This is a genomic window from Nocardia sp. CDC159 (genome assembly GCF_023740735.1).
Classification (GTDB): domain Bacteria; phylum Actinomycetota; class Actinomycetes; order Mycobacteriales; family Mycobacteriaceae; genus Nocardia; species Nocardia pulmonis.
Genome location: NZ_JAMRXH010000004.1, coordinates 202062 through 216494, shown reverse-complemented (window position 1 = coordinate 216494; position 14433 = coordinate 202062). Strand labels below are relative to the sequence as shown.

Sequence of the window (14433 nt, the reverse complement as noted above, 5' to 3'; positions counted from 1 at the left end):
GGGAGGTTTGAGATGTCAGCCAGGCTAGTGCGGTGTGACGGGCACTACAAGAGGCGAACAGGGAAATACCCCAAGATTTTCAGATCCAGTCACTCGTTATATCCTTGCAGCACAATGAGTCCCATTAAGAGACTTCGTAAACCCTTGTCGCCCAATATCCTTGGCGGCTCGGCCGGAGGAGCCTGGTTGGCCCGCCTCGGCGGCGGGCCAACCAGCCGTCTATTCGACGGTGAGTACCGTCCCCGCGGCCACGGTCCGCCCGCCCTCTCGAACGGCGAACCCGAGGCCCGGCTCGAGCGGGACCGGCCGCCCCAGCCGCACCTCCGTTTCGACGGTCTCGCCCGGCAGGGCGAGCGTCCCGGAACGGAGCGTGACGTCGCCGACCACGTCGCCGGTGCGCAGATAGAACTGCGGTCGATAACCGGTGGCGATGGGGGTGCGGCGACCGCCCTCGTCCGCCGACAGCAGGTGCAGTTGGGCGGTGAAGCGCGTGTGGACCGCGACGCTGCCGGGTGCGGCGACCACCTGCCCGCGTCGGACCTGACCGCGACCCACCCCGCGCAGCAGCAGCGCGACATTGTCCCCGGCCTCAGCGAACTCCATTGTCCGCCCGAAGGTTTCGACCTCGGTCACGACGGTCTCGACGTCGTGGCCGTAGCCGAGCACCGCGACCGGATCACCCCGGTGCACCCGGCCCCGCTCCACCGCCCCCGTGACGACGGTGCCGCGGCCGGTGATGGTGAGCACGTTCTCGATCGCCAGCAGGAACGGCGCGTCGAGATGGCGCACGGGCATCGGGATATGCGTGTCCACCGCGTCCAGCAGCCGCAGCACCGCCGCCGACCAGTACGGATCGCCCTGCAGCGCCCGCAGTCCGGAGACGGGCACCACCGGGGTGCCCGCGCCGTCGTAGCCGTGCGCGGTCAGCAGCTCGCGGACCTCCAGCTCGATCAACTCCAGCAGTTCCGCGTCGCCGATATCGGCCTTGTTCAGCGCGACGACGATGTGCTCGACCCCGACCTGCCGGGCCAGCAGCACATGTTCGACGGTCTGCGGCATCACGCCGTCCTGCGCCGACAGCACCAGGATCGCGCCGTCGATCTGGGCGGCGCCGGTGATCATGTTCTTCACGAAGTCGGCGTGGCCGGGCATGTCGACATGAGCGTAATGCCGTGTCGCCGTTTCATATTCGACGTGCGCGATATTGATGGTGATGCCCCGCGCCAGCTCCTCCGGCGCGCGATCGATGCGCTCGAACGGTACGAACGCGCCGCCGCCGCGCTCGGCGAGCACCTTGGTGATGGCGGCGGTCAGGGTCGTCTTACCGTGGTCGACGTGCCCCATGGTGCCGATGTTCACGTGCGGCTTGGTGCGAATGAAGGCCTGCTTGGCCATGACGGGAATCCCTCCCTGGGAGTCGTGTATCGCTGGGACCTCAGCGCCGAACCACCTCCCCCGTCCGAGGTCCCGGGACTCCCCGGGGAAGGTCAGCGTCGTGCGCCGTCGAATGCGGATGCGACCACCAGGGCAGCAGCCATCGCGCCCGCACCCGCGGGCGTAGCGACGAACAGCTGCCGGAACATGCCGACCATGGTGCCGCCCGGATACCGGGCGAGGCCACTCATTTTCCGCGCTCGCACCGCCCTCCGGTTATCCCGGCAGCAAGCGGGTATCTCGTCGGCGAAATGACAGCAACGCAACGAGAATCGAGGTGGCGGTAGTAATGACGATTGCGAGCCCTTCCCGAGGACGAGCTTTGCGTGCGACCCTACTGACGGCCGGAACAATACTGGCGCTGACGGCGGCAGGCTGCGGGGACGACAGCTCCCCCAACCCGACGACGGCGCCCGCGACCACACCGCTGTCGGCGACGACGAGCCAACCCGGTACGACGGTGGCCCAACCGCCGGTCAGCCGACAGCAGGCCGAACAGGCGGCACTGGCGACGGTACCGGGCGGCCGGGTGACCTCCGCCGAACTGGGTGACGAACACGGCCGCCAGGTATGGGAATTCGAGATCGCCGACCCGCAGGGCGCCGTTCACCACGTCGACATCGATGCCACCACGGCCGCGGTCGTCCCGCACACAGACCACGATCGGAGCGACAACTGAGCATCCGACCGGCGAAATTCACTTGATCGGTCCCCGCATCGATCGATAGGTTCGGGCAGATCGTTCATCGACCACAGGAAGGGTGAGGCCATTGCCAGCGACCTCGCGTGGGCCGCTGCGCGCCGACCTCCGGATGGTGTTCCGGTAATCGGCTTCGGGCGTGCGGCGGCCGTGTCCGTTTCACATTTCCCGAAGACGAAGGAAGCCATTTCCTGTGTTCGAATCGTTCGATTCCGATCTGCACGCCTATCTGCGTGCCCAGACCGCCGACCACACGCACCGCGTGGGTCGATTCGTCCTGCTGCTCGACTCCGAGGACTCCGGCCCCTTTCGGAACTACGCCGTTCCCGACGACGGAGCGGACCCGGCACCGGCCGAGATCGAGGAGTTGGTCGCGGCATTCACCGAGCGCGGCCGCACACCGAGGTTGGAGTATCTCGAAAAACCGTGCCCGCGCCTCGAGCCTGCGCTGCTGGCGGCCGGATTCCGCGTGGAGGCGCGGCTGCCGATTTCGGTCTGTCCGCCCGCCGACGCCGTCGCGCACGCGACCGACGACTCGATCGAGCTGCTGCTCGCCGCGACCGATGACGACTTGTGGATGGCCGCCGCGGTCCAGAACGACGCCTACGGGGCGCCCGCGCCGAGCCCGCACGACCTGGCCCGGCTGCGGCGCACCGTCGACGGCGGCGGCCTGGTGGCCCTCGCCCGCGACCGGCGCACCGGGCACGGCGTGGGCTCGGGTCTGTGCGGCACGCCGCATAGCGGCATCAGCGAGGTGGCCGCGATCGGGGTGCGGGCGACCTACCGCCGCCGCGGCATCGCCACCGCGCTGGTCGGCATGCTCACCCGCTCCTGTCCGGCGGCCGGTATCACCACACCGTTCCTGATGGCGGAAACCCCTGCCGAGGAACGCATTTACCACCGCATCGGCTACCGGCGAACCGGCTGGATGATGCACATCTCGCGCTGAGCCGGTGCGTCGCGGCGTGGCCACCGGTGCGGTCGGCCACGCCGCGCGCGTCCGCTAACCGGACAGCGCGGTGAGATAGACGGGCTCGGCCGGTGCCCGGTCGCCCACGGAGACCAGGCCGAACCGGTAGGCCAGCGCGATCGCCTGGCCGCGATCCTGCACCCCCAATTTCGCCAGGATATGGGAAATATGGGATTTGATCGTGGCGCGGGTGCGGTGCAGCGTCGCGGCCACTTCCACGGTGCTCATTCCCATGGCGATCAATCGCAATACCTCGCGCTCCCGTGCGGTGAGCAATTCGAAGCCGCGGCTGACGAGTGGGTCGACGGTCGGAATTCGAACGCACAATTGATCGAGCACATATCCGGCGGCCGACGGTGCGATATACGCGTTACCGGACACGACCTCGCGGACCGCCCGTACGAGTCGGCGACGCGCGTCCGAGCGCAGCACGATGCCGCGCACGCCGGCCCGCACCACCTGGTCTACCTCGACGATCGAATCGCACATCGCGATCACCGGCAACTCGCCGAACGCCGACCGCAGCGCGGGCTCGCTCTCACTGACCACCACATTGGGCGCGTGCCGACGGATCAGGCCGCCGATGCTGCCGACGCCGACCGCATCGGCGACCACGGAAATGTCCGGCTCGGCCGCGAGAATCGCGACGATCCCGGCACGCACCAGCTCATTGCTTTCGTATAGAAGAACGCGAGAATGCCGCCCGCCGGTCCGTACCCCAGGCACGTGGGTACCTCCTTCTGCCCCTGCTCAGCCCGGCTCCCCCAAGCCGCCGTTGCCCACTGTACATCCGGACAAATCGGAAACGCATCGCTTCGCGGCATTGGCTGAATTCCGCTCTCGCGGAACAGGATTGACCCACCGACCCCGAGAGTCAAGCCCCCGGAAGTTTTGGCTGGAATTCTATTTCCCGGCGCCCAACGCGTTCCTCAAATCGTCGACCGCCTTGTGCAGCTCATCGGTGCGGTCGATCAACGACAGTTGGCTCAGGGTCGCCCGGTGCGCTCGGTACCACGCGGACCGATCCTGCCTGCCGGGCATGCACGCGCGCGGCTGGGCGCCCGGCCGGCTGTCGGAGACACAGCCGCGGATCGCGTCCACGTAGTAGTCCACCACCCGCTGGACTGCCACCCGCCCCATCGCGAGATCGGATTGCGTCTCGCGGGCCAGCAGCCGAACCGCGGCGGGAATTCGATAGCGCCCCAACTGAAGTGATTCGATCAACCCGACGTCGACCAGCCGCTCGGCGACCAGATGCGCGGCCGCCGGTGCGGCGTCGAGCAGCTTCACCAGATCCATCTCCGTCACGACCGGGAGGTCCAGCGCGCCGAGCAACTCCAGCGCACGCAACCCCACGGCATCGTTGCCGCGCGCCAGCCGCGCGCGACAGGCCGTCAGGCGATCGCGCATGCTCAGCTCGCCGTGGGTGAGCAGATCCAGCCGCACGTGCGTATCGGAGAGTCGTTCGGCGAAATCCGCCACACTCCACTCCGGTCGAGTACTCAGCTTGCCCCCGGCGATCCGCAGCGCCAGCGGCGTGTACTCGCACAGCCGGGCCAGCCGCGCGGCGGCCGCACGATCGGCGTCGACCCGCGATTCGCCGACCAACCGGCGCAGCATCTCGATCGCACCCTGCTCGGAAAGCTTGCTCAGCAGCAGATGGCTGCGGCTGTCCACCGCCCCGACCGCCGAACATCCGGTCAGCAGAATGGACCACCCCGATGGTGCGGCCGACAGCAGCGGCCCCACCTGCCGCATATTCATCACATCGTCAAGCACCAGCAGCACCCGGCGATTGGACAGCTCCTGCGGCCAGCGCGGCAGCGCCTGATCGTGACCGAGCACCACCGAGGCCGCGACCACGCCGAACGCCTCGCACACCTGATGCATGGCATCGATCGGGCGCAGCGGCGCGGAGGTGGACCCGCGCATATCGACGGCGACCTGCCCGTCGGCGAAATGGTCGGCCACATCGTGCGCGGCGACCAGCGCCAGCGCGGACTTGCCCATCCCGGCCGCGCCGTGCACCGATACCACGGCGTCGGGCTCGACCAGCTGCTCGGCCAGCTTGCGCCGCTCGTCCTCGCGCGCGACGAAGACCCGCGGCGGGGGCGGCAGCAGCTGTGGTTTGGCGATCGGCCCGGCTGGCACCCGCTGCGCGGCAGCGGCTTTGGCCGCGGCCGGAACAATGGTCGTCAGCAGCCCGGGGTCCTCCAGCAGGATCCGCTGGTGCAGATCGCGCAGCGGACGGCTCGGCTCGACCCCGAGCTCTTCGACGAGCACGTTGCGCAGATCCCGGTACACCCCGAGCGCCTCCGCCTGCTGCCCGCACCGGTACAGCGCGGTCATCAGCAGACCGTGCAGCCGTTCCCGCAGGGGATGCTGGGCGACAAGCCGTTTCAGCTCTGGGAGCACCTCCTCGTGCCTGCCGAGATCGATTTCGACCCCGCAGCGCCCCTCCACCGCCGACAGCCTCGACTCCTCCAACCGCGACTGTTCGGCCATGATCGAGGGGGTGGCCGCGACATCGGCCAGCGCATCACCGCGCCAGACCTCGAGCGAGCGGGTGAACGAATCCAGCGCCCCCACAAGGTCGTTGGCGGCTCGGCGGGCGCGCCCCTCGGCGAGCAGCGTCTGAAAGACGTGCAGATCGACCGCACCCGGCGGCACATCGAATTGATAACCCCCGGCGGTGGTGATCAGCCTGGTGCCACCCTCGTCACCGATCGCGGCACGCAGCCGCCACATGCATCCCGCGAGCAGTCCGCTCACCCGCGCCTGCGGCCGATCCGGCCACAGCTCCGAATACAGTTGCTGCGCGGGCACACTGCGATTGGCGTAGAGCAGCAGCATCGCCAGCAGCGTGCGCTGCTTGGTCGCGCTGATGGAGACCCAACCGTCCGGTCCCAGGTACTCCACGGGACCCAAGATTCTGAATGTGATCGGCGACGGTTCCGACCCCGACGATGTCGTCACCGAACCTCCCTCATACCTAGTTGAAGTCACAATGGCATATCCCCGCGACCGAGGTAACTGCTAACAGAAGGGGTGCCTCCTCCGCTCTTGGTGGAGCAGGCACCCCCTCGTCTCATCCGGAAGTGGAGGTCCGCACCGGGACCGCCAGCTCGGCGAACCGCTCGATGGCCCTGGCGACCGTCGAGACGGCCGGTGTCCGCAGCACCGAGTAGTGATCGGCGTCCACCCGCTCGATCCGCGGCGCCTCGGCGAAGCGCCCGATCCAGCGCGCCGCGTCGGCATCGGTGACGGCCGCGGTGAGCATCGTGGCCGGTGCCGCGAGCACGTGCTCGGACACATACGCCGACAGCGCGCGATAGTGCCGATCGTGGGTGTGCCAGCGTTCGGCCAGCGCCGCGGTCGACACCTCGTGACCGGCGGCCCGCAGCCGCGCGGACAACACCACCAGGGTGTCCTCCGCCGTACCGGCCACCACCGACGAACCCGCCAGCCGCACACCGAGAGCCAGGCACATCGTCTCGGCGAAATCGGCCAGGCGCTGGGCCAGCGGCTCGTCCTCCACATCGAAGCCGACCGGCGGAATCGTGTCGATCAGCACGATGCCCGGCGCCGCATTCTCGAGCCCGATCGCGACCTCGAAGGCCAACTGCCCACCCATCGACCAGCCGCCGAGCAGATCCGGCCGCAGCCCCTCGGCCTCCAGGTCCGCCCGGAACCGCGCCGCCATGGCCGGAATCCCTTCCATCGCTTCGCGTTCCTGCGACACCGTGACCCGCCAGTCCGCGGGTAGCGCCTCGATCAGCGCGCGATAGTCCTGCACCGACCCACCGGCACCCGCGAACAGATGCAGATGCAGCCCGGCACCGGGACGCAGCGACACCACGGTGCTCTGCCGCTCCGCGCCGGTGGCCTGGCGCGCCCCCTCGAGCTGGGCCAGGATGCCGCGCGGCGTCGGCTCGGCCAACCAGGTCGCGAGGTCGAGCGGTGATCCGGTCGCCTCGACTAGCGCGGTGACGAACTCCACCGCGTTGAGCGAATGCCCACCGCTTTCGAAGAAGTTGTCGTCGCGCGATGCCGGCGGATAGCCGAGCAACTCGGCCCAGACGTCGCGCACGGTCTGCTCGGCCTCGTCCACGGCCGCCGCACCGGCGTCCACCGGTTGCTCCGGCCGCACGCCGACATGGTGATCGACCTGTGCGGGAACCGATTTCGTCCGCACCGGCACCTCCGCGACCCGCCGGTCGGGCTCGACACCGAGGGCCAGCACCGCATCGAGATCCTGTAGCAGCCGCACCACCGTGTCCCGGTCGTAGCGGGCCGTGCTGTACTCCACCTCGGCGGTGATGCCGCCGTTCTCGGTGTCCCAGTAGGCGATCGCGATATCGGTGCGCGCCGCGATGTTCGGGCTGGGCAGCAGCGTCATCCCGATCTCGCCGAGCTTCAGCCCACCGCCGATCGGTCCGAGGTAGTTCAGCATGACCGGGACGATGTCGCCCAGCCCGGCCCGGGCCGACTCGGTCAACTCGGAGAACACCACCGGATACGGGACGCCCTGATGCGCGAGCATCTGCCACAGCGACTGGCGGGCCCGGCCGGTCACCTCGGCCAGCGTGTCCTGCTCGGCCACGGTCGCCCGCAGCGCGCACAGATTGACCGTATAGCCGACCAGCCGCTGCTCCCGGGTGCTCATCCGATTCGCGGCCAGCGCGCCGACCACCACATCGGAGCTCTCTCCCGATCGGGCGAGCAGCACCTGCACGGCGGCGAGCACGACGGCGAAGGAGGTGGTCGAGGCCGACTTCGACAGGGCGGCAACGCCTTCCACGGCCGCGTCGCTGAAGGTGTGCCGCAGGATCGCGCCCACCCCACCGGCACCGGCATAGCGCGGCCGATCACCGGCGACCGTGGTGGCGACTACCCCGTCCAGGGTCTTGCGCCAGTGATCGATGCCCTTCTGCCACTTGCCCGCCCGGCGCGCCCGCGCCTGTTCACGGGCGAACTCCGCCCACGACGGCGCCGGTGCGGCGAAGGCGGGCACCGCCCCCCGCAGCGCCGCGGCATAGGCCTCGGCCAGATCGGAGAACAGCAGCTGCATCGCCCAGCCGTCGAGCGCGATGTGGTGCACGGTCAGGATCAGCTCGTACCGCTCACCCACCCGCACCAGAGTCAGCCGCCCCATGGGCGCGCGGGCGAGATCGAACGGCTGCCGGTGCAGTTCCTCGGCGATCGCCAGCAGCAGCGCGTCCGTCCCGGCCGAACCGGGATCGTCCACCTCGATCGACCGCACCGACACCGGCGCCGCGGGCGCCACGGCCGCCTCGATCGCGCCGTCGCGCAGCGCGAACGACAGGCGCATCGCCTCGTGCCGGTCGACCACCGCCTGCCAGGCCACTCGCAGCGCCGAAATATCCGGCGCCGCATCGCAGGCCAGCCGCCAGGTGATGGCGTACACCGACTCGTCCCGGACGCGCTGGCACAGCCACCACATCGCCTCCTGCAGCGCGGTCGGCTCGACCGGAATCGGTTCGCCGGTCATGACGTGGCCGCTTCCGCCGTACCGAGCTGCCGAGCCAGCTCCGCGGACAGACCGCGGCGATCGACCTTGTTGAGACCGGTCAGCGGAATCGTGTCGCGGCGATGGAATTTGCGCGGATGCATATAGCCGGGCAGCCGCGAGAGCAACTGGTTGAACTCGGCGATCGTCACCTCACCGCCGGTGTACACCGCATGCAGATCGATCTCCCCCTCCGCGTCGGGCACCGTGACGACGACCGCATCCTCGATGGCCGGATGCCGACGCAGTGCGGACTCGATTTCCCCCAGCTCGAGCCGGTTTCCGCGCACCTTGACCATGCCGTCCATGCGGCCCAGGTGCACCAGTTCGCCGTGCTCGATACGACAACGATCGCCGGTGCGGTAGTAGTGCTCATCGGTCACCGGCCCGTCACCATCGTAGATGGAGCCGCGGTCGGACTCCACCAACACGAACCGTCCGAAGTTCTCCGCCGGATCGAGATAACCCGGGAAACGTTGCGGCCCACGCACACACAGCTCGCCGTCGTCCGACACCCGCAGATCGTCGTCCAGCAGCACCCATTCCAGATGCGGATACGGATAGCCGATGGGCACCGACCGGTTGGAGGTCTCCGGCCAGTCCGCCCGGTTCTGCGGCACCTCGTAACCGGTCATGATGATGGTGGTCTCGGTCGGACCGTAGCAGTTGTTGAGCACCGCCTTCGGCGCGGCCGCGGCCCAGGCCTCGGCCTGCTCGATATTCATCGCGTCGCCGCCGAACATGCCGCGCTTGAGAGTCGGCATACAGCCGGGCTGCAGTGCGCGCAGCCGCCGGGCGAACGAGATCGCCGAGGGCACCGACATCCAGTGCGTCAGGCGCTTCTCGTTGATGAACTTCACCGGCGTGAAGATGTCGGAATGCTGGCACACGCACAGCGTCCCGCCCGCACCCCACGCGCCCCAGCTCTCGATCACGACGCCGTCGAAGAACATCTCGAAGGTCTGCGATACGCGGGAATCGGGGCGCAGCTCGAAGCGAGTCAGGATGTCGGACAGGAAGGCGTCGACGCTGAGGTGCATCGTCGGCACGCCCTTGGGCTTACCCGTGGTACCGCTGGTGAAGGTGATGTAGGCCAGATCGGTCGGCGCGGGCCTGCCCTGCTCCGGAACCTCGGCGGCGGGATCCGGACGCAACAGGCCGCGCCAGTTGTCGCCGGTCATGTCCAGCACCCGCACGCCGGACTTCTCCCGGTACTCCTGCAGACCCTCGCCCGAGGTGTTGTCGATCATGGTCAGATCGATGGCCGCCTCGAGGGTGATGTCGGCATTGCGCACCGCGGGCGCGGCCGGGTTGAGCGGCACGCCGATCGCACCGAGCCGCTGCACGGCCAGATAGCCGACGTAGCTGACGATATCGCGCGAGGTCAGCAGTCCGACCGTGCGGGGCCTTCCGCCCGCGGCCTCGACCATCCGCGCCGACATCCATTCGGCCGCCGCGCGCAGTTGCCGATAGGTCATCGCGACGTCCTTGACCTCGATCGCGATCGTGTCGGGATATCTGTCGGCGCTGTCGGAGAACCATTCGTACAGGGTTCGCATGGGTCTTTCCCTTCGTTGTCTGTTGTTGCTCACCACATGCGGCGGCAGGCCGCCCGAGCTCATGCCGCGCTCCCCAGGAACTCGTCGATGGCGGCGACGAGCTGTGGCAGGTAGGGCGGTTCGAATACGTCGTAGTGATCGGCGTCGAGCGTGCCGACGGTCAGATCACCGGCCAGTTCCTTCCATCGCCGCACCGCGGCGGCGGTCGCCTCGGTATCCCAGGGCGTGCACATCTGCAGCAGCACGCGACCGTCGTAGTGCCGCTCGGCCTCGTACTCGCGCAGCGCGACGATCTGGGCGGCGAAGATGTTCAGCACCCGATCGATCAGATCCGGCTTGGCCAGCGGACCCAGCTGCGCCAGGATCCGGCTCTGGATCTCGTGATCCTCGGCGGCCGTGGCCCGGCGCGGCAGCGGCGAGCTGTCCACGATGACCACCCGCGGCCGGGCGCCGGTCGCGGCGAGATCGCAGCTCAGCTCCCAGGCGATGATGCCGCCGAAGGACCAGCCGAAGACGACCTCCGGCCGGATCCCGCCGTTGTCCAGCGCGCGCCCGACGGCCGCGGTCATCTCGGCGATGGTGTCCTCCGGCCGCTCGCCGGGCAGCATGCCGGTCGGCAGGACCCCGTACACGTTGTAGGTCTTGCCGAGATGGCGGGCCAGCCGCAGATACGGCGAGAGCCCGCCGCCGGAGCCGGGCAGCATCACACAGGCCGGACGTCGCCCGCGCCGAACCAGGGTGACCAGGCTGCCCGGATTCGCCGCGGTCATGCGGGTACCTTTTCCCGGACCAGGTCGGCCAGCGCCGCGATGGTCGGATCCCGGAAGAAGTCCGGCACCTCGACCGTCGTCCCGTAGCGCTCCTCGATCTGGGCGAAGGCGGTGAACACATTGAGCGAATGCGCCCCGTATTCCAGCAGCGACCGATCGCGCTCGAGCCGCTCCACCTCGAGGATGCCCGCCCAGATCTCGGCGAGTTCCCGCTCCAGATCGTCGGCGAACTCCGGCTCCGGCGCGTCGGCCGGGGTGGTCGGGGTCAGCGTATCGATAAGTGCCACAAGGGCATTGCGGTCGGTCTTGCCGGTGCGCGAGGTCGGCACGGTATCGATGTCGTAGATCTTGGTGGGCACCTGGTACGCGGGCAGCGCCCGCGACAGGACGGTGCGCACCGCGGCATGGTCGGGCGCGGCATCGCCCTCCCAGCGCAGGAACAGCACCAGCTCCCGCTCGGCCCCGGAGCCGTGTGCCACCGCGACCGCCTGCGCCACCCCGGCGGCGCGGGTGGCGACCGCCTCGATCTCGCCCAGTTCGACCCGGTAGCCGCGGATCTTGAGCTGAGCGTCCCTGCGGCCCAGGAAGATCAGCGCGCCCGTGACATCGCGGACCACTTGATCGCCGGTCCGGTACATTCGTCCGGCTCCGGCGAAGCGATCGGGCAGGAATCCGGCCGCGGTGCGCTCGGGATCGTCGAGGTAGCCGTCGGCTGGCACGCTGCCGCCGATGTACAGCTCACCCGGAACCCCCACGGGCGCAAGGTGTCCGGAGGTGTCGACGATGTAAGCGGCCACGCCGGGCATCGGCGAGCCGATCGGCACGTGCACCGGCCACGGCCCGTCGGGCCCGCGCAGCGTGTGCTCGGTGACGGCATTGGTCTCGGTCGGGCCGTACAGATTGATGAGTTTGCACCGCTCGTGCTCGACGAAGAAGGCTCGGATCTCCTCGTCCACCAGCAACTGTTCGCCGGAGACGCAGAAGTGGGTGAGCGCCGGGAACCGCAGCCCCTCGGCCCGCGCCGCCTGCACGAACGGCCGCAGCGCCGCGACCGGCAGGAACAGATGGGTGACCGCGGTCTCGGCGACCCGGCGCACCAGCGCGGGGAAGTCGCGCCGGTCCACCGGCTGCCGGGACACGACCGTGCCGCCGGTCATCAGGGTCGGGATGATCTCCTGGTAGGAGACATCGAAACCCAGTGGCGCGTACTGGAAGAACCGCGTCTCCGGACCGTGATCGAGCGCGGTCAGCTGCCACGCGGCCAGATTGAGCAGCGGCCGCTGACCCATCAGCACGCCCTTGGGCACGCCCGTCGAGCCGGAGGTGAACATCAGGTAGGCGGCCGCCTCCGGATCACCGCGCAGCCCCTCGATCCGTGCGGGACCGCACAATTCGGCGCACTGAATGGTCCGCACGCCCGGCGCGTCCACCCCGTCACCGATGACGATCTTGCAGCCGGACCGGCTCAGCATTCCGGCCAGCCGCTCGGCGGGCAGGGTCAGATCCACCGGCAGGAAGGTCGCGCCGCAGCGCAGGATGGCCAGCATGGCCACCACCGTGCTGACCAGCGTCTCGGTGGCGATGGCGACGACATCCTGGGCGGCCGTGCCGTGTTCGATCAATCCGGCGGCCACCTGCTCGGACGCGGTGATCAGCTCGGCGTAGGTCAACTGCTTGCCGGGCTCCTCGACCGCGACCGCGTCCGGGGTGCGCAGCGCCGCGGCGTCGATCAGCTCGGTCAGGGTGGCGCCGGGCAGTTGCCAGGCCGGAGCCGGAAGGCTCTGTGCCAGTGAGGCATCGGCGAACAGCGCGGCCAGCGGGGCCGACCCGTCCGCCAGTGCGCGCGGCAGCGCGGTCCGCAGCGAGTCGAGGATGCCCTCGGCGACCTCGGGCCGGATCAGCTCGATGTCGTATTCCAGCTCGAGCAGCCAGCAGCCGTCGACCGGTGTGGCGCCGAGCCACAGATCGAATTTGGCGGTGCCGTTACCGGGTTCGCTCACCCCGAGGATCGGCCCCTTGTCGGCGTTGACATAGGTGTCCTGCATGGCGAGCATGCACGCGAACAGCGGGTTGCGATTGCTGGTGCGATCCTGCCCCACCTCGGCCACGAGCTGGTTGAACGAGATGTCCAGATTCGACCGGCAGTAGTCGACCGCATCGCGAACCGTCCGGCCGATGTGCTCGTCCACCGTGCGCGTCCAGTCGACCTCGACGGTCACCGGCAGGGTCTGCACGAAGAAGCCGACCAGATCGAAGGATTTCACTGTGCGCCGCGCGGCGAACGGGCTGCCCACCAGCAGCCGCTCGACACCGGCGTGCCGGGCCATCGTCGCGCCGTAGAGCGCGGTGAAAAGGACGAACGGACTCACCGACAGCCGCTTGCACATCGCGTTGACAGCGCTCGACTGCTCCTCGGTGAGCCGCCAATCAAGCCGTGCGCCACGGAATTTCGTCTCGGTCGGCCGGTCCGGGCGCGGGTCGAGCACCAGCGGCGGCACATCCGCAAGCTCCTTGGCCCAGATCTTGGCGCGCTCGGTGGCCACCGCCGCCTTGGTCGCCCGATCCTGTGCCGCCAGCTCCTTGACGAATGCCCTCTCCCGCTCGGCCTGCTTGGCGGAGATCGCCTCGGCGTCGTACTTACCGGTGATGGCGTCCTGCAGATCGCGGATGATCGGACCCATCGAGATGCCGTCGCCGACGACGTGATGGCCGCACAGCAGCACCGCCGCCGCGCTGCCGTCGTCGGCCCGGACGTGCCCGAACCGGTAGGCGGGCCCGACGGCCAGATCGAACGGACGGGATCCGATGCGCCGCACCACATCCCACACGCCGTCCTCGAAGGTGTCCGGGTCGGTCTCGACCACCTCCAGCGGAAACTCCTCCGGTGGCGGCGTCGGCGCGAACAGGGCATGGAATTCGGGCTTGGTCCGGAACACCTGCCGCAGGGCGGGCTGAATGGTCACCAGCGTGTAAATCGCCTCGGCCACCGCGGATTCGGGCAGTTCGGGATCGATATCGAATCGCATGAGCTGGTTGTAGATTTCCGGCGTGGGCACCCAGCCGTCGACGACCAGCAGTCCTTTTTGCGAGTCGGTAAGCGTCAATACGTCGGAATTCAGCGCCGTCATGATGCCTGTGCCTCCGCAGCCGCGGCCGCGAGTTCGCGCAGCCAGACTTTCAGATCGCCGATGGTGTGAATGTCGACGAGTCGGGTCGCGTCGATTTCTGCGTCCTCGTCGGTCGCGGCCTCCACCGCAAGCCTGATGAGCGACAACGATTCCAGCCCGGCATCGGCGAGAGATGTCGAATCGTCGAATTCCGCCGTGGCATGACGTGCGATGGCGACATCGAGGTCCATTGTATCCGCCACGGTCCCTCTGCTTTCATCGATGGTGTCCATGAAACTTCTTCTTTCACATACTTCTCGAGGCCGATGTGCGCTCGATGTGCTCGTAATTTCTCGCCGCTGT

The 14433-nt window shown here is 68.8% G+C and carries 11 protein-coding genes; 2 read left to right on the top strand and 9 right to left on the bottom strand.

Translation table 11 applies throughout. The features are described 5' to 3' along the window. Positions 1-219 precede the first annotated feature (219 nt). A complete protein-coding gene (gene tuf, locus NDR87_RS10945) occupies positions 220-1395 on the bottom strand; it encodes an elongation factor Tu (protein ID WP_251911174.1) in 1176 nt (391 codons plus the stop codon). A 92-nt stretch (positions 1396-1487) separates the two neighbouring features. Next, a complete protein-coding gene (locus NDR87_RS10940; protein WP_251911173.1) occupies positions 1488-1625 on the bottom strand; it encodes a hypothetical protein in 138 nt (45 codons plus the stop codon). Positions 1626-1756: 131 nt separating this feature from the next. On the opposite strand from NDR87_RS10940, the gene NDR87_RS10935 reads away from it, so the two are divergent. Then, a complete protein-coding gene (locus tag NDR87_RS10935) occupies positions 1757-2113 on the top strand; it encodes a PepSY domain-containing protein (RefSeq protein ID WP_251911171.1) in 357 nt (118 codons plus the stop codon). A 214-nt stretch (positions 2114-2327) separates the two neighbouring features. Then, positions 2328-3083 carry a GNAT family N-acetyltransferase gene (locus tag NDR87_RS37700; RefSeq protein ID WP_251911170.1) on the top strand — a complete coding sequence of 252 codons (756 nt, stop codon included), beginning with the start codon at positions 2328-2330 and terminating at the stop codon, positions 3081-3083. 54 nt (positions 3084-3137) lie between these two features. On the opposite strand, the gene NDR87_RS10925 is transcribed toward NDR87_RS37700, so the two are convergent. The 7 genes from NDR87_RS10925 to NDR87_RS10895 all read right to left on the bottom strand — a co-directional run bounded on the left by NDR87_RS10925 (position 3138) and on the right by NDR87_RS10895 (position 14363). Then, positions 3138-3767: a response regulator transcription factor gene (locus tag NDR87_RS10925; RefSeq protein ID WP_251911167.1), complete on the bottom strand. Its 630-nt coding sequence runs from the start codon at positions 3765-3767 to the stop codon at positions 3138-3140. A 240-nt stretch (positions 3768-4007) separates the two neighbouring features. Continuing rightward, on the bottom strand, positions 4008-6023 hold the full coding sequence (locus NDR87_RS10920) for an AfsR/SARP family transcriptional regulator (RefSeq protein WP_251911164.1): 2016 nt from the start codon (positions 6021-6023) through the stop codon (positions 4008-4010). Between the two features lie 169 nt (positions 6024-6192). Next, positions 6193-8616, bottom strand: a complete 2424-nt coding sequence (locus NDR87_RS10915; protein ID WP_251911128.1) for a condensation domain-containing protein — start codon at positions 8614-8616, stop codon at positions 6193-6195. Then, a complete protein-coding gene (locus NDR87_RS10910; RefSeq protein WP_251911127.1) occupies positions 8613-10193 on the bottom strand; it encodes an AMP-binding protein in 1581 nt (526 codons plus the stop codon). Before NDR87_RS10910 ends, NDR87_RS10915 begins: the two co-directional genes overlap by 4 nt. Positions 10194-10252: 59 nt before the next feature. Then, positions 10253-10963, bottom strand: a complete 711-nt coding sequence (locus NDR87_RS10905) for a thioesterase II family protein (RefSeq protein WP_251911125.1) — start codon at positions 10961-10963, stop codon at positions 10253-10255. Next, the gene (locus NDR87_RS10900; RefSeq protein ID WP_251911123.1) at positions 10960-14091 is read right to left on the bottom strand and encodes an amino acid adenylation domain-containing protein; all 3132 of its coding nucleotides are present in this window, start codon (positions 14089-14091) and stop codon (positions 10960-10962) included. The genes NDR87_RS10905 and NDR87_RS10900 overlap by 4 nt, the downstream gene beginning before the upstream one ends. Then, positions 14088-14363 (bottom strand): phosphopantetheine-binding protein, encoded by a 276-nt coding sequence (locus tag NDR87_RS10895; protein ID WP_251911121.1) that lies wholly within the window; start codon positions 14361-14363, stop codon positions 14088-14090. Before NDR87_RS10895 ends, NDR87_RS10900 begins: the two co-directional genes overlap by 4 nt. Between the last annotated feature and the right edge of the window lie 70 nt (positions 14364-14433).